We start from the raw sequence: 21,439 nt of genomic DNA, 5'->3' as shown, positions 1-21,439 counted from the left end.
TGCGAAAGTGGCTTTCGCAACGTGCGTGAAGGTGGGCCCGACACAAAAGCGCCCGTCAAGCCCTCAGCGACCCGAAGAACGCCGTCAGCTCGTCGTGCGCGGTCCCGAAGTCCTCGGTGTTGCCGGTGAAGGCCAGCTCCAGCGTCTCGCCGTCGGACAGCTCCAGTGCCAGGTACGCGGTGAGTTTCCGGCGGGGGAAACCGCCCGCGACGATGTCCTGGAACGGGATCCGCCGCGCGCCCGGTTCGGCGCGCAGATCGTCGAGGCCGCGCTCGCGCAGCTTCCGGATCCGCTTGCGGTCCGACACGCCGCGCGCCCCGAGCAGACCGGCGAGGCCGCGTCGGATCAGCACCGAACGCGCCATCGGCAGCAACACCACTTCGGTGTCGCAGACGATCAGGTCGTAGAGCTTCCGCTTGGCCTTGAGCGCGGTGAACATCCCGAGCATCCTGGCTTCGGCGGGATCCGGCTCCGGCTGGGGTTCCTGCTTGCAGAAGTACCCGGCGGGCACGCTCAGCAGTTGCAGGTTGTGGACCAGTTCGTCGACCGCGCGCGGGCTTCGCACCGCCGGGCCGACCAGTTCGGCGACGTCGAAGGGCTCGCCGTCGCCGAGGCACAGTTCCCAACCGCCGCCCCAGTTCAGGCGGTGCGCGGCGACGCCGTTGTCGATCATCGCGGCGGTGACGGTGTCGGCGAACAACTCGGTGAGCAGGTCGAGGCCCTCCTCGCGGGACGGTGCACGCAGGGGTTTGGCGAGCGCGTCGGCGTCTCCGTCGCGCAGCACCCGCACGACCTCGCCGATCGTGCCGCGCGGCGCCAGCCTGCTCTCGATCCCGGCGGCGGTCAGCATTCGCGCGCCCTCGGCCACCGACGCGCGGCCCGCGCGTTTGACGACCTCGTCCCAGTCCGCGCGCGGTCCGACGTCGCGGACCAGCACCTCCAGCTCCGCCTCGGGCACGTCGACCTTCGGCGCGCCCAGGAGCGACCAGCCCGGCCGCGCGTCGGGCTTCACCGGGTTGTCCGGCACGCCCGCCAGCGCGGCGATCCGCCGCTTCGTGGGCGGATGGCTGTCGTACTTCGACAGCTCTTCGCCGTCGATGATGTCGTCGGCGTACTCGGTCACCCAGTCCCGCTGGACGGGGTGGTTGAGGTACGACCGGAACCCCAGCAACACGGCGGGAGTGCGCCGCGCCGCCGTGCCGAGCGAGAGATAGCGCTCGGAGTAGTCCTTCCACAGCGGGCTCAGCGTCGCGACCTTCCGCAGCGCCGCGGCCGCCGTCCGGCTGCCCGCCGCGAGCACGGACGCCTCGTCGGCCTGCAGTTCCTGCCGCCGGTTCGCCGACCGTGCGACCAGGAGGTACAGCTTCGAGTAGGCGGAGAGCAGCGCCCTGGCCGGGCCACCGTCCAGCCTGTCGACCGTGAAGGCGAGCGTCTGGGTGCCGCGGTAGGTGAGCGCGAGCAGGCGGGTGTGGCCGCCGCTGTAGTGGCCGAGTTCGTGCGCGAGCACCGCGCGCAGTTCGCTCACGCTCAGCGCGGCCAGCAGCGGCAGCCCGATCAGCATCGTGCGGCGGCCCGGCCGCAGTCCGAGGAACCGGGCGTCCTCGCTGACCGCGGCGTTGATCTCGCCGATCAGCACGATCTCGTCCGGCGGCCGCGTCTTCACCTGGGCGGCGAGGTCGTCGATCATCTCCCACAGCGCCGGATGCGCTTCGCGATGCAGCCGCGGCCCCTCGATCGGGGGACGCCGCGCCCGCAGCGCGCTCACCAGCCCGAAGCCGAGCGCGATCATGATCGCGAGCCCGCCGAGCATGACGTAAGTGCCGATCCTGCCCTGGATCCGCAGGCCCGCCAGCACGCTGGCGACACCCACCGCGACGACCACCACTGGGAACGCCACGAGCAGAAGTGTCGCGAGGACGGCGCGTCCTCGGGCCTGCATCGTCCGGTTACCTCTTTTCGCACAAGTGCCGTCTGTGCGGCCGAATAGTAACCGGCTACACAGCGGGCTCGTGCCGGAACAACGAGCTACGCCCGCGACCTGCGCCTTCCGTGAAGGCCTCCTTGAGGGACCCAGAGTCCCTCAAGGAGGCCTTCACGGACAGCGGATCGGTGCTCAGGCGACGTTGAAGGTGTCGGGATCCGGTCCGGTCCGCTCACCGCGGTCCAGCACGGACAGCGAAGCGATGTCCTCCTCCGACAGCGTGAACCCGAAGACGTCGAGGTTCTCCTTGATCCGCGACGGGGTCACGGACTTCGGGATGACGACGTTGCCGAGCTGCAGGTGCCACCGCAGGACGATCTGCGCCGGCGTGCGGCCGTGTTTCGAAGCCAGCGCGGTGATCGCGCCCTCGCTGAGCAGGTCGCCGCCCTTGGCCAGCGGGCTCCACGCCTCGGTCGCGATGCCGTGCTTCGCGTCGAATTCGCGCACCGTGGCCTGCTGCAGGTACGGGTGCACCTCGACCTGGTTGACCGCCGGGGTCACCGAGCCCGCGTCGAGTAGCCGTTCGAGGTGCGCGGGCTGGAAGTTCGACACGCCGATCGCGCGCACCCGGCCGTCGGCGTAGAGCTTTTCGAAGGCCTTCCACGTGTCGCGGTAGAGATCGCGCTCCGGAGTCGGCCAATGGATGAGGTAGAGGTCCAGCTGCTCGAGGCCCAGCTTGGCCATGCTGGCGTCGAACGCCTTCAGCGTGGCGTCGTAGCCCTGTTCGCTGTTCCACAGTTTGGTGGTGATGAACAGCTCGTCGCGGGCGATCCCGGACTCGGCGAGCGCCTTGCCGACGCCCGCTTCGTTGCCGTAGATGGCGGCGGTGTCGATGCTGCGGTAGCCCGCGTCCAGCGCGGCCTTGACCGCGGCGGTGGTCTCCTCGTCCGGCACCTGGAAGACGCCGAACCCGAGCTGCGGCATCTCCACCCCGTTGGTGAGCTCGACGGTGGGAATGTCGGTCACTTGCGTTCCTTTCGTGGGTACTTGCGGATCAGGCGGCGGGGGCCAGTTCGGCGCGACGAGCCTTTCGCCGCCCGTGGTCGAGCATGCCCGAGATGACCGCGACCAGCAGTCCGGCGAGCGCGAGCGCGGCGCCGATCCAGTTGGGGGCGGTGTAGCCGAGGCCGGCGTCGATGGCCTTGCCGCCGAGCCACGCGCCCCCGGCGTTGCCGAGGTTGAACGCGGCGATGTTGGCCGCCGAAGCCAGCGCGGGCGCGCCTTCGGCCTTGTTCATGACGCGGGCCTGCAGCGGCGCGACGGTCGCGAAACCGGCGGCGCCGAAGACCGCGATGGTGATCGCGGCGGGGAGCTGGGAATGCGCGGTGAAGACGAACACGACCAGCACGGCCGCGAGCACGGCGAGGATGACGTACAGACTGGGCATCAGCGACCGGTCGGCCGCCCTGCCGCCGAGCAGGTTGCCGACGAACAGGCCGCCGCCGAACAGCACCAGCAGCCAGGTCACCGCGCCGGGGGAGAAGCCGGCGACCTCGGTCATCATCGGGGCGATGTAGGTGAAGGAGGCGAACACCCCGGCGAAGCCGAGCGCGGTCATCGCCAGCGCGAGCCACACCTGGGGACGCCGGAACACGGCCAGTTCGCTGCGCAGCCCGGCGCTCTTCGTCGTCGCCTGCACGGGAACCAGCGCGAGGATCCCGATCAGGCCGATCACGCCGAGCGCGCTGACCGCCCAGAACGTCGAACGCCAGCCCAGTGCCTGGCCGAGCGCGGTCCCGGCGGGGACACCGAGGACGTTGGCGACGGTCAGCCCGGTGAACATCATCGCGATGGCGCCCGCCTGCTTGGTCGGCGCGACCAGTGAGGCGGCGACGACGGCGCCGACACCGAAGAACGCGCCGTGCGAGAGCGCGGCGACCACGCGGCCGGTCATCAGGAGGCCGTAGGTGGGGGCCAGCGCGGAAACGACGTTACCGGCGATGAACAGGACCATCAGGCCGACCAGCACCGTCTTGCGCGGCACCCGCGACGCGAGCGCGGTCAGCAGCGGGGCGCCGACCACGACACCCAGCGCGTATCCGGAGATCAGCAGCCCGGCGGAGGGGATCGAGACGCCGAAGTCGCCCGCGACCTCGGGCAGCAGGCCCATGATCACGAACTCGGTGGTGCCGATACCGAAGGCACTGATCGCCAGTGCGAGCAGAGCGGCAGGCATGGAGGCTCACTTCTTCCCGTAGAGTGGTGTTGTCTGGCGTTGGCAACTACGGGCGTCCGAAATAGTTGCACGCGCCGTATATTGCACACGCTTGATGATGCAGTACGCAACGAAGCTCGGGCAACCGGGGAAGAGGTGAACCGTGTCACTGGCCGACGACGCCGTGGAGGCACGCGCGCAGGGCTGGCGGACCCTGGCCGCATTGCACGCGCGGATCGAGGACGCGCTGGAGCGCGCGCTGGCGCAGGAGCACTCACTGTCCGTCAGCGAGTACACCGTGCTGGACGTGCTCGCCCGTCAGGACGGTTTCCACCTGCGGATGAACCAGCTGTCGAACGCCGTCGTGCTCAGCCAGTCGGCGACGACCCGGCTGGTGTCGCGGCTGGAGGACCGGGGACTGCTGCAGCGGTACCTGTGCCCGGACGACCGGCGGGGGATCTACACGGAGGTCACGCCTGCGGGGCAGGAGCTGCTCGCGGCCGCACGGCCGACGCACGACACCGTCCTGACCGAGGCTTTGGCCGCCGCCGAAGAACTCCCCGAACTCGCGCCTTTGGTCGCCGCGCTCGGAAAGCTCACCTTCGCCCGCTCCTGACCCACCGCGTTTAGTCCTCTGGATGCGGTAGTCGGCATCGCGAACCACCGCATTTAGAGGACTAAACGCGGTCGGGGGCGTGTGCAAGGAGCGCACTTAGAGGACTAAACGCGGCCGGGCTGGCAAGGTGAGGGCGTGGACGATCTTCTGTTGCGCCGGGTCCGGGTCGGCTTGGCGGGTTCCCTGTCGGACGTGCGGATCGAGGGCGGCCGGATCGCGGCCATCGCGGGCCCGGGGCAGGCGGGTGAGGCGTCGGAGATCCTGGACGGGCACGGCGGCACGCTGCTGCCCGGCCTGGTCGACGCGCACGTGCACACCGCCCAGTGGTCGGCCGCGCGCCGCCGGATCCCGCTGGGCGAGGCGACGTCCGCCGCGCACACGGTCGAGCTCGTGCTGGCACACCTGCTGGCGAATCCCGCGCCGCCCGGCGAACTCGTGCTCGGCGCCGGGTTCCGCGACGGACTCTGGCCCGACGCCCCGCACAAGGATCTGTTGCAGAAGGCCTTGCCTGGGCATCCGGTCGCGCTGTTCAGCGCCGACCTCCACACGTTGTGGCTCAGCCCGGCCGCGCTGAAACTCATCGGCCGCGAGCATCCGACCGGGGTGCTGCTGGAGAACGACTGCATGAGCGCGACGGCCGAACTCCCGATCGCTCCCGAGAACGTCATCGACGGCTGGGTGGCCGACGCCCTCGACGCGGCGGCCGCCCGCGGCGTCACCAGGATCGTCGACTACGAATACGCCGACACGGTCACCGACTGGCGGCGACGGCAGGCGCGGAAACCCCTGCCGGTCCGGGTTTCCTGCGTGATCGCGAAGTACCTGCTCGACACCGCCATCGAACGCGGCCACCGCTCCGGGGACGTCCTGGAGGGCAGTGGCGGACTGCTCACGGTCGGCCCGTTCAAGCTGTTCGTCGACGGTTCGCTGAACACCCGCACCGCCTACTGCGTGGGTCACTACGCCGGAACCGACTCCCACGGGCTGCTCGAACTGCCGCCCGAGGAGCTCGAACCGTTGATGCGCAAGGCATCCGAGCACGGCCTTTCGCCCGCGGTGCACGCGATCGGCGACCACGCCAACAAGATCGCGCTCGACGCCTTCGCGAAGGTCGCCTGCGCGGGCCGCATCGAGCACGCGCAACTGCTGCGCGCCGAGGACGTCGCGCGGTTCGCCGAGCTGGGTGTCGTGGCGAGTGTGCAGCCCGCCCATCAGCCGGACGACCGTGACGTCGCCGACCGGCACTGGCACGGCTGGACCGATCGGGCCTTCCCGTACGGCGCTTTGCGCCGCTCCGGGGTGACGCTGGAGTTCGGTTCGGACGCGCCGGTCGCGCCGCTGGACCCGTGGGACGCGATCGCGTCGGCGGTCAGCCGCACCGACGACGAGCGTCCGCCGTGGCATCCCGAGCAGGCCATGCCGCTGGAGGCCGCGCTCGCCGCGTCGTCCGGTGGCCGGACGTCGGTGGCCGTCGGGGACGTCGCGGATCTGGTCGTCACCGCGGTGGATCCGGCGCGGCTGTCCCCGGCCGGGCTGCGCGACATCCCCGTCACCGCCACGATCATGGACGGCCGCGTCACCTACGCGTCCTGAGTCTTTCCTTGCGGCGACGCAACGCCTCAATGGAAGGGCATGGATCACCGTCTGCTCGACCGGCTCCGGGACCTCCACTGCTCCTTGAGCACCGACATCGGCTTCGTCACCCGGATGGTCGAGGAGGACGCGCCGCGGGCCGACGTCCTCCGTGATCTCGGGGAACGGCTCACCGACCTCGGCGCCGCACTGCTCGCCCGTTCGGACCACGTCGACGCCGACGTGCTCGCGAAGCTGCCCGACGACGGCTGGCTGCCCGAAGCGGGCGAGCATCACCGGGCGCTGCTCGTGGCCCACCACGTCGGCGAGCGGCCGCTGCGCTGCGGACGGATCTACCTCGCCGTCTGCGGAGCGCCGTGCTTTCCCTTCTACGGGAGGGACCTCTCCGGGCGGACAGCCCGGCACGAGCGGTGCCCGACCTGCCGGGACCGCCTGTTCCGGTGACGGCGGCTGCGCGCGGCGGCGGGGTGCGGCAGGGTGACGTGACATGAGCACCGAGAAGCTGTTCCGGATCGCCATCACCCTGAAGGGGCTCGACGGCGCAGCACAGCTGCTGGGCGGGCTCGTCCTGATGATCGTGCCGGCGTCGGTCATCTCCGGTTTCGCGCACGCCGTCGTCACCCGCGACCTGCTCGGCGACCCCGAAGGGACACTGGCCCGGCACCTCGAACTCGCCGCCGGCCATTTCGCCGACGGCCGGACGTTCGCCGTCGTGTACCTCGTCGCGCACGGGATCGTCAAACTCGGCCTGGTCTGGGCGCTGGCGAAGAAGGTGATGCGGGCGTACCCCGTCGCCGCCGTGGTGCTTTCGGCGTTCGTGGTCTACGAGATCTTCCGCGCGATCCACACGCACTCGCTCGCGCTTCCGTTCTTCGCCGCCCTCGACGTGGTGATCGTCGTGCTGGTCCTGCGCGAGTACCGGCAGCTCAAACGGGATCGCGTCGCGGCCTGACCGCCCGGTTCAGGCCGCGACGCGAAACTTTTCCGTGGTGACCTCCGCGCCGGGCGGATCCACCACGAGCGCGGTGGCGTTGTCGGAGCCACCGAGCGAGATCGCCGTCCGCACCAGCTCGGTGGCCGCCCTGTCCGGCATCCCGAGGATGTCGAGCATGGTCGGCCCGCTGAGCGTCTTGTGCACACCGTCGCTGGTGAGCAGAAGCCCGCCGGTCGTGACGGTGGCCGTGCCGATCTCGTGCGCACCGGCCGTGCGGACGCTGGTGGTGACGACGTGTTCCATCCGCGGTGTCACGGGTTGTCCGTGGTCGCGGAAGTACTGCGCGAGCGTATGGTCCTTCGTCACCTGCCGCACGGTGTAACCGTCCCAAGCGTACGCCCGTGCGTCCCCGACCCACGCGATGCCATACCCCTCGTCGGTCCGGACGGCCACGACGAGGACGCAGTCACCGGCCTCGCCGAGGGCGAGCACGGCCCGCTGAGCAGCGAGAACGGCCCCGTTCGCGCCCTGCTCGACCGGTGTCCTTGCCGCCGCCGAAGCCGCCGTCCGCGCCGCGCGTGCCGCGTTCGGGTGATCTCCGACTCCATCGGCCAGCGCGAACACGATTCCCCGTCCGCCCGGTGCCGCGTACGCCGCGACGGCGTCCGCGTTGTGGTCGCGCGGCCCCTGCGCGCTCGCCGTGTGCCAGTGTGGAAGCTCCCTCATGGTCTTCTCCTCACCCCTGGGTGATTCCCTGCCCACTTCCAGGATCCGCCTGTTTCCTGTGGACGACCTGAGGGTTCGGTGTCGGGCGGCTGTCGGTCCGGCCTCGTGATCGGAGACGTAACTCGCGTGATCAGAGGCGCCACACCTGAGTTACGCCTCCAAGCACGCGAGTCACGTGTCCGATCACGAGAGTCACGCCCCTGATCACGTGAGTCACGAGGTCGGTCAGCGCAGGCGCGTGATCAGTGTCCGCAACCAGCTCTCCGCCATCGCCGGTTCCTTCCGCAGATGCCGCACCAGCAGGTCCCGTCCCGCCTTCGAGCGCCCCGCCTCGACGATCGCGACCGCCTCGGCCAGCCCCCGCAGCCGCTTCTCCGAATGCTCCGGCGCGCGGCCGTTCTCGTCCGACCAGCGCGGCCGCGGGAACGACGCCGTCAGCTTGGGCTGTGTGTTCCCGAAGTAGAGCCAGACCGGCTCGTCGAGCGAGATGTTCCGCACGGCGTGCGCGGGCAGGTCGGCAGGCCAGGTGAACTGCCGCCGCCAGCGAAAGGCCGACGGGCTCGTGTCCTCGCGGATGGTGATCCCGAGGAACCGGAGCCGCCCGCGGATGATGCTCCAGGCTTCGCGTTCGTCGTCGATCCACTTCCGCAGCAGTCCGTAGAGTCCGGTGAACGTCTGTCCTGTGTAGACGAGATCGACGAACACCTTCGGCCGTCCGCGCGCCAGGTCGTGCGGGCTCAGTCCCGCCGAGGCGAGATACCCGCGAAGAGTGTCCACATCGGACTCCGATAGGCCGTCCCAGGTGCCCGCGAACGACAGCGGCAGCTGATGGATCCGTTCCCGCCAAGGGGTTCCGCTCAGCAGGTCGTGCACGCTGTCCGCGGAGCGCCCGACGAAGTACAGATCCGCGTCCCCGGCGCGGGCGATCACCTTCGCGGCGCATTCGATCAGCTCGTCCAGAAACCACAGCGACGGCTTTTCGGCGCGCTCCAGTAGCGTCCCGAGCTGGTCGGGGCGCACGAGATCCCAGCGGTACGGCCGATTCACGCCGTCCAGGATTCCTGTGCGCCCCAACGTTTGTCGACGCATTTTCAGGAAAGCAGGCGGTACACCGTCTGCTCGCCGACCGTGGTGGCGGTGAAGTTCGCGGCGACCCATTCGGCGATCTCGTTCGAGCCGCCACCGGGACCACCGCCGCGGCCGCCTTCGACGTAGTAGGTGATTTCGCCGTTCGCCACGTACTGCTGGAATTCCGCCAGCGTCGGCGCCGGATCCGAACCGCTCCAGCCGCCGATGCCGATCACCGACTTCCCGCTCGCGAGTTCCAGGCTCGCCGCCGACTGCGAACTCGCCGTGGCGGCCGCCCATTTCGTCGTGGTCGCGGCGAGCAGGACCCCGATCTCCTCGGACGAACCTTCCTCCATTCCCCTGCCCATCCCAGGGGAGTCGTTCATGGCCGGGCCGGAGATCGGGATCGAGCCGGAATGCGCCTGCGAAGCGGTTTCGACACCGTACGCGGCGGTGCCGACGCCGATGGTCAGCACGGCGGCCGTCGCGACGACGGCGACGAGTTTCCGCGCGGGCGGGACACCCACCAGCACGATGGTCGCGGTCAGCAGGCCGAGCCCGGCGGTGATCCAGCGCAGCGCGGGCAGCCAGTCGGCGTTGCGGTCCAAAAGGATGAACGCCCAGACGGCGCTCGCCGCGATCATCAGCGACAGGAACACCCGCGGCGTGAGATACGCCCGGCCGCGCCACAGCGAGGTCCCGGAGATCGCCACCACGGCGGCGATCGACGGTGCCAGCGCGACGGCGTAGTACGGGTGCACGATGCCGCTCATGAAGCTGAACACCAGCGCGCTGACGAGCATCCAGCCGCCCCACAGGATCAACGCGGCCCTCGTCCGGTCGGTGACGGCGGCCCGCCTGGTGAACCACAGCCCCGCGACCAGCCCGATCAGCGCGGCGGGAAGCAGCCACGACACTTCGCCGCCGAAGCTCGCGCCGAACATCCGGGTCAGCCCGCTCTCGCCGCCGAAGCCGACGTTCCCGCCGGCCGAGCCGCTCACGACCCCGCCCGGACCGCCGACCATCACGCCGCCGCCCATGCCGAAGATCCGGCCGAGTCCGTTGTAGCCCAGGGCCAGTTCGAGCAGGCTGTCGCCGTCCGAACCCCCGATGTACGGCCGGGACTCCGTCGGCCACAGATCGACCAGCGCGATGAACCAGCCGGCGGAGACGACCACGGCGATCACCGCACCCAGCAGGTGAAGCGACCGTTTGCCCAGCGAGGTCGGCGCCGCGATCAGGTAGGCGAGGCCGAACGCGGGCAGCACCAGGAACGCCTGCATCATCTTGGTCAGGAAGCCGAACCCGACGGCGACGCCGGCGAACGCCAGCCAGCGCGGGCTCGCCGTTTCGATCGCGCGGATCGTGCAGTACCCGCCGGTGATCAGCAGCAGGGTCAGCAGCGCGTCGGGGTTGTTGAACTTGAACATGAGCGCGGCGACCGGGGTGACGGCGAACGCCGCCCCGGCGAGCAGGCCTGCGACGGGTCCGGAGGTCCGCTTCACCGTCAGGTACAGCAGGCCGACCGACGCGACCCCCATCAGCGCTTGCGGGGCCAGCACGGTGAAGCCGGAGAAACCGAAGAGCCGGGCGAACGCGGTCGTCACCCAGAGAGCGGCGGGCGGTTTGTCGACGGTGAGCACGTTCCCGGCGTCGAGTGACCCGAACAGCCACGCTTTCCAGTCCTGCGTGCCGGACTGCACGGCCGCGGCGTAGAACGAGTTGCCGTAGCCGGAGGCGGTCAGGTTCCAGAAGTACAGCACCGCGGTGGCGGCGAGCAGGCCGAAGACGGCGGGCCGGACCCATCGTTCAGACGGCTTCATGGCGTTCTCCCCGGCACGGCCGGGCTCGACCCGGGAGGCGAGTGCGGTGGTCATGGGTCAGTTCTCCATCTCGGTGGCGGGGCGGCGGCGGAACACCCAGCCGCGCAGAAGCAGGAAGCGCAGGACGGTGGCCGCGAGGTTCGCGAGCACGAGCGCGGTGATCTCGAGCGGCAGGCCGGGCGCAGTCATCGTGTGCAGCAGCGCCAGCGCGCCACTGGTGAGCGCGAGCCCGAGGCCGAACACGATGAGACCTTGGAACTGGTGCAGCCCGGCGCCTTCCCGGCCGCGGATGCCGAAGGTCAGGCGCCGGTTGAGCGCGGTGTTGCCGATCGCCGTCACCAGCAGCGCGACGAGGTTCGCCACCTGCGCGCCGGTGAACGTCCGCAGCAGCAGGAACAGTACGAGATAGGCGATGGTGCTGGCGACGCCGACGGCGGCGAATCGCACGAGTTGCCGCACCAGGCTCGGTGCCACACCCGGCGCCCGCACCTGGATCGGCGCGCGGCCCAGCTGCTCGCGCAGGCCGCTGATCGGGATCTGCCCGGTCATCGTCGCCTTGGTCAGCCGCGCGATCCCTTTGAGATCGGCGGTCGCGGTGGCGATGATGTTCACCGACGAGTCCGGGTCGTCCACCCAGTCGACCGGGACCTCGTGGATCCGCAGCCCGGCCTTCTGCGCCAGTACCAGCAGTTCGGTGTCGAAGAACCAGCCGGTGTCCTGGATGTGGGGGAGCAGCCGCTCGGCGACGTCGGCGCGGATGGCCTTGAAGCCGCATTGCGCGTCGCTGAACCTCGCCGCCAGCGTGCCGCGCAGGATCAGGTTGTAGCAGCGGGAAATGAACTCCCGCTTCGGCCCGCGCACCACTCGCGCGCCGCGGGCGAGCCTGCTGCCGATGGCGAGGTCGGAGTGGCCGGACAGCAACGGCGCGACGAGCGGTCCGAGCGCGGCCAGATCGGTCGACAGGTCGACGTCCATGTAGGCGAGCACCGGAGCGTCCGAAGTGGACCAGACCGAGCGCAGTGCGCGGCCGCGGCCTTTTTCGTCGAGGTGACGGACTTCGACGTCGTCGAACTCGCGGCTGAGCCGTTCGGCGACCCGCAGGGTGCCGTCGGTGCTGGCGTTGTCGGCGACGGTGATCCGGAACGGGTACGGGAACTGCTCCACGAGATGCGCGCGGAGCCGCCGGACGCAGGGTTCGAGGTCGGTTTCCTCGTTGTAGACGGGGATGACGACGTCGAGGACGGGGGAGCCGTCCGGGGCGATGGCGGGGCGGCGGCCGGCGCCGGAGAGGGTCGCGGTGGTCATGGTGTCAATCTCGGTCATCGCGCTGAGTTCGCCTTGTGCCCGACCTGTGCGGTCGCTGTGTCCTGTCACGGGATTCACCGGCTCAGGTCGTAGACGGTGACACCGTCCACAGTGGTCGGCCGGTAGGTGTCCGCCACCCAGTCGGCGATCCGCTCGGCGGCGTCGCTGCCGGTCTCTCCGCGCATCATCATGCCTTCGCCGAGGAAATAGTGGATCCGTCCACTTCGGACATACTCCTGGAACTGTTCCAGTGTCGGGGCCGGATCCGTGCCGTTGAACCCGCCGACGGCCATCACCGGCGCGCCGCTGCCGAGCTGATACCCCGCCGCGTTGTTGGAGCCCACGGTCGCCGCCGCCCAGGTGTACTTCGCACTGTCCTGCCGGATCAGCGCGGCGAGGTCGTCGCCGGGCAGGCTCGCCCCGAGCAGTCCGCCGCCGCCCATCCGCATACCCCGGCCCGTTTCCGGCCCGGCGGAGGGAAGGGCGCCGGAATGCGGGGTAGCGGCCGTCGCGACCGTGTACGCGCCGGTGCCCGCGAGAACGGTGACCAAAGCGCCGACGGCGACCAGTCGCCTTGCCGCATCGGGCAAGCGCGAGGCGAAGAACACCAGGAACGCGCACAGGAGACCGGCAACGAGGATCGCGATCGACAGCCCGGGAAGCCACTCGGATTGCCGTGACAGCAGGAGATACGCCGTCAGCGCGGTCAAGCCGATCCCGGCGCTCAAGGTGCCCGCGGCGGCCGGATTCCCCCGTGCGCGCCACAATTGCGTGCTCGCGATGCCGACGAGCGCGGCGACCGCCGGGGCCAGCGCGATCGTGTAATACGCGTGGATGATTCCGCCCATGTAGCTGAACACCACGGCGGTCACCAGGAACCAGCCACCCCAGACGATCAGCGCCGCCCGCTCACGATCGGTGCGCGGGGCGCGCCGGGTGAACCACAGCCCGGCGGCCAGCGCGACGACGGCGGCCGGAAGCAGCCACGCGATCCCGCCCGCCATCTCGGTGCCGAACAACCGGTCCCAGCCCGTGCCGCCCCAGCCGCCGTTGGGGCTCCCGCCGACACTTCCGACCTCGTCGCCGGTGATGCGACCGAACCCGTTGTAGCCGAAAGCCAGTTCCCACAGGCTGTTCTCCTGCGAGCCGCCGATGTACGGCCGGTCGGCGGCGGGCCACAACGCGACGACGGCGAGATACCAGCCGGCTGAGACGAGGGTCGCGCTCAAAGCCGCGAGCAGGTGCAGCAGGCGGCGGCCCACCGACGTCGGCGCGGCGATCAGGTAGGCGAGCCCGAACGCGGGCAGCACCAGGAACGCCTGCAGCATCTTGGCGAGGAAACCGAAACCGACGGCGACCCCGGCCAGCGCCAGCCAGCGCGGGCTCGCCTTCTCCAGTGCGCGGACGACGCAGTAGGCGCCCGCGGTCAAGAGCAGGACGAGCAACGCGTCGGGATTGTTGAACCGGAACATCAGCGCGGCGGCCGGGGTGAGCGCGAGGACCGCACCCGCCAGCAGACCCGCGGCCGGACCGGAAGTCCGGCGCACCGCGGCGAACAGCAACGCCACCGAACCGACGCCCATCAACGCCTGCGGCACCAGGACACTCCAGGCGTCGACGCCGAACAGTCGCGCGGACAGGCTCATCACCCACAAGGCGGCCGGTGTCTTGTCGACCGTGATCGCGTTCGCGGCGTCGCTGGAACCGAAGAACAACGCCTTCCAGCTATCCGACCCCGCCTGCGCGGCCGCGGAGTAGAAAGCGTTGGCCCAGCCGGATTCCCCGATATTCCAGAGATACAGGACGGCGGTCGCGAGCAGGAGCGCGGCCACGGACGGCCGGACCCAGCGCGGATCGGCCGGGCTGTCCCGAGCGGGGTGAGCGGTTCGATCGGCTTCGTCGCGGGAGGCGAGGAGGGTCATGGCGTCAGCGTCGGGGGCCGACCTGGGGTGTGGTTGTGCCGAAGCTGTGCACCCGCTGTGAGGAGCCGGTCACCGGCAACCGGACGGCGAACTCGGTGCGTCCCGGACGGCTGTGCACCTCGATCGTGCCGTGATGGGCCACGACGATGGCCGACGCGATCGCCATCCCGAGCCCGGTGCCGCCCGCGGTCCGGGAGCGGGAGGAGTCGCCGCGGGCGAACCGCTCGAAGACGCTCGGCAGGAGTTCGGGGGCGATACCGGGGCCGTCGTCGGTGACGGTCAGCACCGAGTCCCCGCTGGGCGAGCGGGTCAGCGCGGTGATCACCCTGGTGCCCGGCGGGGTGTGCGTGCGCGCGTTGGACAGCAGATTCGCCAGTACCTGATGCAGACGCTGGACGTCACCGCGGACGAGCACCGGGTCCGGCGGGAGCCGCAGCTCCCAGCGGTGCTCCGGGCCGGCGACATACGCGTCGCCGACCGCGTCCGCGGCCAGCCGGGTCAGGTCGACTTCGCCCGCTTCGAGCGGCCGTCCCTCGTCGAGTCTCGCCAGCAGGAGAAGGTCCTCGACCAAGGTCGTCATCCGCGCGGCCTCGGACTGGATCCGGGCCATCGAGTGGGCGACCTCCCGCGGCGCCAGCGCGCTGGCGCGACCGGCGAGTTCGGCGTACCCGCGGATCGCCGCCAGCGGGGTGCGGAGCTCGTGGCTCGCGTCGGCGACGAACCGGCGGACCCTGGTCTCGCTGGCGTGCCTTGCTTCCAGCGCCCGCGCGATATGCCCGAGCATGAGGTTCAGCGCCGCACCGACCTGGCCGACCTCTGTCCGCGGGTCGGTGTCGATTTCGGGCACCCGCACGGAAAGCGCGACCTGACCGCGGTCGAGCCGCATGGCCGACACCCGGCCCGCGGTCGCCGCGACCCGGTCGAGCGGCCGCAACGTGCGCCGGACCGCGAACGCGCCGAGGAACCCGGCGCCGGCGACCCCCGCCGCCGCGACCCCGAACAGGATCCACCGGACGGTGGTCAACGTGTCCCGCATCGGCGCGAGCGGGAGCCCGGTGACGACCACGCCACCCGGGATCGAGACGGCCTGCACGCGGTAGTCGCCCAGACCGCCGAGCGTCAGTGTCAGCGGCGGCCGGTCCGCCGGGACCATGAACAGACCGGACTCCTGCTCAGCCGAGAGGCCCTGGGGAAGTCCTTGCACGGTGAGGACTCCCGCGTACAGCACCCGGTCACCGGAGAGGCGCACGCTGAGCGTCCCGGAGGCCTGGCCCGGCGCGTTGAGCGGATCGGGACCGAGGCCGTCTTCCGGTGGACGGCTCGCGAAGTCGTGGGCGCGGGCCGACGCGGCCGAGAGCTGGTCGTCGATCTGGCGGGTGAGGAACGACCGCAAGGCGATCTCGCCGGCGACCCCGATCACCAGGCAGACGAACGTGAGCAGCAGCACCATCGAGCCGGTCAGCTTGGCGCGCAGGGAAAGCCGCCCGGGCCGGAACGACCGGCGCGGGCCGGTGGTCGGGGCCGGGCCGGGTGCCATGACCCGAGCGTGCGCCGCGGTCGTATGCGCGCGTTGTGTCCCGCCTGTGAGCCCGCTGTGTGCTGTGGTCCCGGAGAAGTGCGGCGACCTCGGGAGGTGTCGCGAAAGCCACTTTCGCAACCTTCAACGTTGCGAAAGTGGCTTTCGCAACGTGCCGCGTTTCACCCGACGGGCCACCGCGCCTCAGCGGTCGTAGTCCACGGCCAGTTCGGGAGAGGTGGCCACCGCCCGGCAGGTCAGGATCCGCCCGGCCGCGACCTCGTGGTCCCCGAGCGCGTAGTGCACGTCCATCCGCGTGTCGCCCCGCACCACCGTCGCCCGGCAGGTGCCACAGGCCCCGCCGACGCACGCGTACGGCGCGTCGACGCCGTGCCGGAGCGCGGCGCTGAGCACGGTTTCGCCCACCGTCGCGGGGATTTCGGCGGTCTTCCCGCCAGCGGTCACCGTCAGCGTCGGGCCAGGCCGCCGCGAGGGGCGGACGGGAAGCGCGCCCTGGAACAGTTCGAAGTGGACGTTCTCCTCGGGGACGTCCCGGTCCGCGAGGGTCCGGCGGGCCATGTCGACGAGGTCGCGCGGGCCGCACAGGAACCACTCGTCGACCTTCGCCGGGTGCAGCCGCGCCTGCAGCAGCGCGCGGAGACGGGTGCCGTCCAGGCGGCCGCGCTGGTAGCGCTCGTGCGAGATGGCGAGCGCCTCGCCGACGATGTCGAACGGCCGCTCGAGTCGTTGCGTGCGCAGATCCGGGTCGCGTTCGTCGGTGCGGTAGTGCACGACGTGCAGCCGTCCGCCCAGCCGCGCGGCGAGGGCGCCGAGTTCGTCGGCGAACATCGTGCTGGCGCCGGAGGTGTTGATGTAGAGCAGGGTCGCCTTGCTGTTCGGCTCGTCCTGCAAGGTCGCGGTCAGGATCGAGAGGATCGGCGTGATCCCGCTGCCCGCGGCGAGCGCGACGTACCGGCCCGCGCGGCTCCGCGCCGGGGTCAGCGTGAACTCGCCGTCCGGGGGCAGGACGTCCAGCTCGTCGCCCGCCGCGAGTTCCGTGTTGGCGAACGTCGAGAACGCGCCGCCGAGCTGATGCTTGATCGCGATCCGCAGCACGCCGGAGTCCGGTGTCGAACAGATCGAGTAGGCGCGCCGCACCTCTTCCCCGTCGACCTCCGCGCGGATGACGAGATGCTGGCCGGGGATGAATCGGAAGGTCTCCCGCAGCCGGTCCGGGACGTCGAACGTCACGGTGACGGCGCCCTCGCACAACGGCCGGACCTCGGCGACCCGCAGCGCATGGAACCGGCTCGGCTGCCGGGGCGGCGGTGCGGGCGGTTCCTCGTCGAACGAGCCGGTGAGCTGACGCCATTCGCGGTACTCCGACGACGTCAGTTCGCGGCCCCACGGGGTCGCGATCGGGACGTCCCTCGCGAGGTACGCGTCGCGGTTGTCCCGCCACGTGCGCAGATACCGGTAGAACGGGATCGCCGGGTGGAGATGGTGCACCAGGTGGTAGTTCTGGCACAGCATGATCGGCGTCATCAGCCATTCGAGCCCGACGCGGACGCGCGTGGCGCCGAACCGGTTCTGCCGCTGCGCGCCGAGGTCGTGATGCGGCAGCCAGTCGAACCACCAGGCCAGCACGGCCAGCCCGACGCGTTGCGGGATCAGGTAGATCATCAGCAGTTCCCAGCCGTGCCCGCTCACGGTCAGCCAGGCGAACGCGGCGACGCTCAGCGTGACGACGGCCGCGGTCTCGGCCCGCTCCGACGGCGGCCGCGTGCGTTGCCGTGCCACGTAGAAGCGGGCGTACCAGAAGTCGATGGTCAGCCAGCGCAGCGGCAACTGCCAGCAGGGGCCGTGCGCGGTCCAGGCGTCGGGATCGGTGTGGGCGTCCTCGTTGGTGTTGCGGTGGTGCTCCAGGTGGATGTACCGCACCAGGGGGAAGGAGCCGTAGGCCGCCACGAACGGCATCGCGAGCCTGCCGAGCAGTTCGTTGACCCAGGTGAGCTGCCCGGCCGCGTGATGCGTCGACTCGTGCAGCACGGTGAACATGGTGAAGGTGACGAGCGCGTGCAGGGGAATGGTCACCCAGAGCGGCGCGGCCTCGTTGACGACCAGCCAGGTGGCGCCCGTCCAGACCATGGCGCCGCCGACGAACAACAACACTGTCGGCACCGAGACCACCGGCAGCGGGACACGCGGGTTGGGCACGCCGCGTCTCAGTCTTCTCTCGGGTGTTTCCCCCGTGTCCTCGGACCGGGTTACGGCGACGGTCATCGATCGTTCCCCTCGGTCGATGCTACCGGGACAAGCTGTCACACCGTAGACAATTAGTATTGGTTTGTAAACTTCATCCGATCGCCGAAACGCCTCGTCATGGCGCCCGATGGTGAAGCGTGGCACGCATCCGTGTCCAGGAAAGGGCCGGTTCGTGACAGAGAAGAACCGAAAACTGGTCCGATCGGGTGGTCGGGGACCTGTTGCTCCGATGTTGTTCGAAACCCGCGACCGGCGGGCGAGGGCGGGCTGGTGGCCCCGGGCCCGCCGCTGACCACTCCCGCAAGCGCCATGAAAGGTCCTTTCCTTGCAAAATTTGCAAGGAAAGGACCTTTCATGGCACGCGCGACGGGACTGAAGCCGTGCGAAGAGCGCTCAGGCCGCCCAAGCCTCGCGTCGCGTGGGGCCCGTTCGCGTTCTTCCCGGCCACCTGGATCACGAACCCCATCGAACAGACCCACAGGACACGGCCTAGACTCGGACGGCCCGGTCTGCAAGGTGACCAGGGCACATCCGCCGTCGACGACATGCGGATGCTCAAACACATCGTTTACCGCTCGAGGAGAATACGTTGAAGAGCACCGTCGAGCAGCTCAGCCCGACGCGAGTCAAGATCAATGTCGAGGTGCCGTTCGACGAGCTCAAGCCGAACTTCGACCGCGCCTACCGCAAGATCGCCCAGCAGGTGCGCATCCCCGGCTTCCGTCCGGGCAAGGCGCCGGCTCGCGTGCTGGAAAGCCGGATCGGGCGAGCCCCGGTGCTCGACGAGGTCGTCAACGAGGTCATTCCGGCCAAGTACATGGAAGCCGTGCGCGCGGGCGAGGTCCGCACGCTGGGCCAGCCCGAGTTCGAGGTGACCAAGCTGGAGGACCGTGAGGTCCTCGAGTTCACCGCCGAAGTCGACATCCGCCCGGAGATCTCGCTGCCCGACCTCGAAGGCTTCTCGGTCAGCGTCGACGACGTCGAACTGACCGACGCCGAGGTCGACGAGCAGCTCGACGAGCTGCGCGCCCGCTTCGGCACGCTCACCGGTGTCGACCGCCCGGCCGAGAACGGCGACTTCGTCTCGATCGACCTCGCGGCCACCGTCGACGGTCAGGAGGTCGAGGAGGCCTCGACCACCGGCCTGTCCTACGAGATCGGCTCCGGCCAGCTCGTCGACGGCATCGACGAGGCGATCATCGGCGCGAACGCCGGCGAGACCAAGACCTTCACCACGAAGCTGGTCGCCGGCGAGCACACCGGCAAGGACGCCGACGTCACCGTCACCGTGCAGACCATCAAGCAGCGCGAGCTGCCCGAGGCGGACGACGAGTTCGCCCAGATGGCGAGCGAGTTCGACACGATCGACGAGCTGAAGGCCGACCTTCGCGAGCGGCTCGGCCGCGTCAAGAAGATGCAGCAGGGCGTCCAGGCCCGCGACAAGGTCCTCGAGGAGCTGCTCGAGCGCACCGAGGTCGCGATCCCGGAGAAGGTCCTCGAGGCCGAGATCGAGAACCGCAAGCACGACGCGATCCACCCCTTCGACCACGACGAGGCGCAGTTCGCGAAGGCGCTCGAGGCCGAAGGCCGCACGATCGAGGAGTTCGACACCGAGGTCCGCGAGGAGTCGGAGAAGGCGGTCCGCACGCAGCTGCTGCTGGACAGCATCGCCGACGCCGAGCAGACGTCGGTCAACGACGGCGAGCTCACCGAACGGATCATCTACCAGGCGCAGCGCTTCGGCGTCAGCCCGGACGAGTACGTCCAGCGGGCGCAGCAGTCCGGTCAGCTGACCGCGATCTACGCCGACGTCCGCCGCGGCAAGGCGCTGGCCTCGGTGGTCCGCAAGACCACCGTGACCGACGCCTCCGGCGCCACGGTCGACCTCGAAGAGCTCTTCGGTCCCGCAACCGAGGAGACGCAGGTCACCGAGGAACCCGCGAAGACTGCGGCCGAGTAGGGAATATCCGGTCCTCTCGATACGGACCGTAAAGCTGTAAGCGAACTTGGGCGGTGTCAGGCATTCTGCACCGCCCAAGTTCGTTAGGGTCGGTTGCAAGATCCCAAGCATCTGGACATACGCGGCGGCGAAGGTTCCACCCGCCGCCGTCGGCGAAAAGGCAGGCATGACGTGACGCAGCACACGCCCCAGGCGCGGACCGGTACCGCAGGGCTCAACCTCACCGACTCGGTCTTCGAGCGGTTGCTCCAGGAGCGCATCGTCGTCCTCGGCTCCGAGGTCAACGACGAGGTCGCGAACCGGATCACCGCCCAGTTGTTGCTGCTCGACGCAGACGACTCCGAATCGGACATCCGCTTCTACATCAACTCGCCCGGTGGCTCGGTCACCGCGGGTTTCGCGATCTACGACACCATGCAGCTGATCCGCCCGGACGTCGCGACCTACGCGATGGGCCTGGCCGCGTCGATGGGGCAGTTCCTGCTCTCCTCCGGCACGCCCGGCAAGCGGTACGCGCTGCAGCACGCGCGCATCCTCATGCACCAGCCTTCGGCCGGGGTCGGCGGCACGGCCTCCGACATCGCCATCCAGGCCGAGGTGTTCGGCAAGTGGAAGCAGGAGCTGGCCAAGATCACGGCCGAGCAGACCGGCCAGACCGTCGAACAGATCGTCAAGGACGGTGACCGCGACCGCTGGTTCACCGCGCAGGAGGCGAAGGACTACGGCTTCGTGGACCAGGTCCTCACGCGCGAGAACCCGCTTCCCAACAGCTGATCCGCGCCGGCACACAGGAGAATTTTCAATGAGCAACTTCCAGCTTCCGATCGGGTCGCAGGCGCCTGGGATGCAGTCGCGGCTCCAGCTGCCGCAGTCGCGGTACGTCCTGCCCTCGTACGTCGAGCGCACCAGCTACGGGATCAAGGAATCGAACCCGTACAACAAGCTGTACGAAGAGCGTCAGATCATGCTCGGCGTGCAGATCGACGACGCGTCGGCGAACGACGTCATGGTCCAGCTGCTGCACCTCGAGCACGAGGACCCGGACCGCGACATCATGATCCTGATCAACTCGCCCGGTGGCTCGTTCACCGCGCTGATGGCGATCTACGACACGATGCAGTACGTCCGCCCCGACATCGTCACCATGTGCATCGGCCAGGCCGCTTCGGCCGCCGCGGTGCTGCTGGCCGCCGGTACCCCCGGCAAGCGGTTCACACTGCCGAACTCGCGCGTGCTGATCCACCAGCCCGCCACCGAGGGCACCTACGGCCAGGTGTCGGACCTGGAGATCCAGGCCAACGAGATCCAGCGGGTGCGGCGCCAGATGGAGGTCATCCTGGCGAAGCACACGAAGAAGGAAGCCGACGAGATCAAGAAGGACATCGAGCGCGACAAGATCCTGACGGCCGAGGAGGCCAAGGCGTACGGGATCGTCGACGAGGTGCTCGAGTACCGCAAGGCTTCGAGCAGCTGATCGTGCCGGGATCCGGTGCGTGTCGGGAGACGACACGCACCGGATCGCTGGTCTATGGTCAGCTTCTGGCGTGCTCAGATGTGACGTTGGTTCTCCCGCCG

The 21,439-nt window shown here is 69.9% G+C and carries 17 protein-coding genes; 7 read left to right on the top strand and 10 right to left on the bottom strand.

Features of this window, described 5'->3' with window-relative positions; genetic code table 11:
* Positions 1-55: 55 nt before the first annotated feature.
* From ACFVM3_RS15330 to ACFVM3_RS15320, 3 genes are all read right to left on the bottom strand, one after another.
* Entirely contained in the window at positions 56-1,939 is a 1,884-nt protein-coding gene (locus tag ACFVM3_RS15330) for a M48 family metalloprotease (protein ID WP_378439096.1), read from the bottom strand.
* A 174-nt stretch (positions 1,940-2,113) separates the two neighbouring features.
* A complete protein-coding gene (locus tag ACFVM3_RS15325) occupies positions 2,114-2,947 on the bottom strand; it encodes an aldo/keto reductase (protein ID WP_378439094.1) in 834 nt (277 codons plus the stop codon).
* Between the two features lie 28 nt (positions 2,948-2,975).
* Positions 2,976-4,157, bottom strand: coding sequence for an MFS transporter (locus ACFVM3_RS15320; RefSeq protein ID WP_378439092.1), 1,182 nt, complete (start codon positions 4,155-4,157; stop codon positions 2,976-2,978).
* Positions 4,158-4,299: 142 nt separating this feature from the next.
* Between ACFVM3_RS15320 and ACFVM3_RS15315 the strand changes: the two genes are divergently transcribed.
* The 4 genes from ACFVM3_RS15315 to ACFVM3_RS15300 all read left to right on the top strand — a co-directional run bounded on the left by ACFVM3_RS15315 (position 4,300) and on the right by ACFVM3_RS15300 (position 7,297).
* A complete protein-coding gene (locus ACFVM3_RS15315) occupies positions 4,300-4,752 on the top strand; it encodes a MarR family winged helix-turn-helix transcriptional regulator (protein ID WP_034313971.1) in 453 nt (150 codons plus the stop codon).
* A 135-nt stretch (positions 4,753-4,887) separates the two neighbouring features.
* The gene (locus ACFVM3_RS15310; protein ID WP_378439090.1) at positions 4,888-6,345 is read left to right on the top strand and encodes an amidohydrolase; all 1,458 of its coding nucleotides are present in this window, start codon (positions 4,888-4,890) and stop codon (positions 6,343-6,345) included.
* 39 nt (positions 6,346-6,384) lie between these two features.
* The gene (locus tag ACFVM3_RS15305; protein ID WP_378439089.1) at positions 6,385-6,789 is read left to right on the top strand and encodes a hypothetical protein; all 405 of its coding nucleotides are present in this window, start codon (positions 6,385-6,387) and stop codon (positions 6,787-6,789) included.
* Between the two features lie 43 nt (positions 6,790-6,832).
* Positions 6,833-7,297 carry a DUF2127 domain-containing protein gene (locus tag ACFVM3_RS15300; protein ID WP_378439087.1) on the top strand — a complete coding sequence of 155 codons (465 nt, stop codon included), beginning with the start codon at positions 6,833-6,835 and terminating at the stop codon, positions 7,295-7,297.
* 9 nt (positions 7,298-7,306) lie between these two features.
* On the opposite strand, the gene ACFVM3_RS15295 is transcribed toward ACFVM3_RS15300, so the two are convergent.
* The 7 genes from ACFVM3_RS15295 to ACFVM3_RS15265 form a co-directional block, all read right to left on the bottom strand.
* Positions 7,307-8,005: a PP2C family protein-serine/threonine phosphatase gene (locus tag ACFVM3_RS15295; protein ID WP_378439085.1), complete on the bottom strand. Its 699-nt coding sequence runs from the start codon at positions 8,003-8,005 to the stop codon at positions 7,307-7,309.
* Positions 8,006-8,230: 225 nt separating this feature from the next.
* Entirely contained in the window at positions 8,231-9,052 is an 822-nt protein-coding gene (locus tag ACFVM3_RS15290) for a hypothetical protein (RefSeq protein ID WP_378439083.1), read from the bottom strand.
* A 44-nt stretch (positions 9,053-9,096) separates the two neighbouring features.
* Entirely contained in the window at positions 9,097-10,950 is a 1,854-nt protein-coding gene (locus tag ACFVM3_RS15285) for an ArnT family glycosyltransferase (protein ID WP_378439081.1), read from the bottom strand.
* A gap of 3 nt (positions 10,951-10,953) precedes the next feature.
* Positions 10,954-12,201, bottom strand: a complete 1,248-nt coding sequence (locus ACFVM3_RS15280) for a glycosyltransferase (RefSeq protein WP_378439079.1) — start codon at positions 12,199-12,201, stop codon at positions 10,954-10,956.
* Between the two features lie 74 nt (positions 12,202-12,275).
* Positions 12,276-14,123, bottom strand: coding sequence for an ArnT family glycosyltransferase (locus tag ACFVM3_RS15275; protein WP_378439078.1), 1,848 nt, complete (start codon positions 14,121-14,123; stop codon positions 12,276-12,278).
* Between the two features lie 4 nt (positions 14,124-14,127).
* Positions 14,128-15,660, bottom strand: a complete 1,533-nt coding sequence (locus ACFVM3_RS15270) for a sensor histidine kinase (protein ID WP_378439076.1) — start codon at positions 15,658-15,660, stop codon at positions 14,128-14,130.
* A 183-nt stretch (positions 15,661-15,843) separates the two neighbouring features.
* Entirely contained in the window at positions 15,844-17,856 is a 2,013-nt protein-coding gene (locus ACFVM3_RS15265; RefSeq protein WP_378439101.1) for a fatty acid desaturase, read from the bottom strand.
* A gap of 637 nt (positions 17,857-18,493) precedes the next feature.
* Between ACFVM3_RS15265 and tig the strand changes: the two genes are divergently transcribed.
* The 3 genes from tig (at position 18,494) to ACFVM3_RS15250 (ending at position 21,338) form a co-directional block, all read left to right on the top strand.
* The gene (tig, locus tag ACFVM3_RS15260; protein WP_340687664.1) at positions 18,494-19,864 is read left to right on the top strand and encodes a trigger factor; all 1,371 of its coding nucleotides are present in this window, start codon (positions 18,494-18,496) and stop codon (positions 19,862-19,864) included.
* A gap of 171 nt (positions 19,865-20,035) precedes the next feature.
* On the top strand, positions 20,036-20,638 hold the full coding sequence (locus ACFVM3_RS15255; RefSeq protein WP_125676314.1) for a ClpP family protease: 603 nt from the start codon (positions 20,036-20,038) through the stop codon (positions 20,636-20,638).
* A gap of 28 nt (positions 20,639-20,666) precedes the next feature.
* Complete coding sequence (locus ACFVM3_RS15250; RefSeq protein WP_378439073.1) at positions 20,667-21,338, top strand: ATP-dependent Clp protease proteolytic subunit; 672 nt, start codon at positions 20,667-20,669, stop codon at positions 21,336-21,338.
* Positions 21,339-21,439: the final 101 nt, after the last annotated feature.

Source organism: Amycolatopsis sp. NPDC057786, from assembly GCF_042797905.1.
GTDB lineage: Bacteria > Actinomycetota > Actinomycetes > Mycobacteriales > Pseudonocardiaceae > Amycolatopsis.
Note: the sequence above shows the minus strand (reverse complement) of the source record. Positions and strands in the feature narration are given on the sequence as shown.

Coding starts and splice junctions, on each gene's coding strand:
- ACFVM3_RS15330 (WP_378439096.1), bottom strand. CDS start 1,939: ATGCAGGCCCGAGGACGCGCCGTCCTCGCGACACTTCTGCTCGTGGCG.
- ACFVM3_RS15320 (WP_378439092.1), bottom strand. CDS start 4,157: ATGCCTGCCGCTCTGCTCGCACTGGCGATCAGTGCCTTCGGTATCGGC.
- ACFVM3_RS15305 (WP_378439089.1), top strand. CDS start 6,385: ATGGATCACCGTCTGCTCGACCGGCTCCGGGACCTCCACTGCTCCTTG.
- ACFVM3_RS15300 (WP_378439087.1), top strand. CDS start 6,833: ATGAGCACCGAGAAGCTGTTCCGGATCGCCATCACCCTGAAGGGGCTC.
- ACFVM3_RS15295 (WP_378439085.1), bottom strand. CDS start 8,005: ATGAGGGAGCTTCCACACTGGCACACGGCGAGCGCGCAGGGGCCGCGC.
- ACFVM3_RS15285 (WP_378439081.1), bottom strand. CDS start 10,950: ATGACCACCGCACTCGCCTCCCGGGTCGAGCCCGGCCGTGCCGGGGAG.
- ACFVM3_RS15280 (WP_378439079.1), bottom strand. CDS start 12,201: ATGACCACCGCGACCCTCTCCGGCGCCGGCCGCCGCCCCGCCATCGCC.
- ACFVM3_RS15275 (WP_378439078.1), bottom strand. CDS start 14,123: ATGACCCTCCTCGCCTCCCGCGACGAAGCCGATCGAACCGCTCACCCC.
- ACFVM3_RS15270 (WP_378439076.1), bottom strand. CDS start 15,660: ATGGCACCCGGCCCGGCCCCGACCACCGGCCCGCGCCGGTCGTTCCGG.
- ACFVM3_RS15250 (WP_378439073.1), top strand. CDS start 20,667: ATGAGCAACTTCCAGCTTCCGATCGGGTCGCAGGCGCCTGGGATGCAG.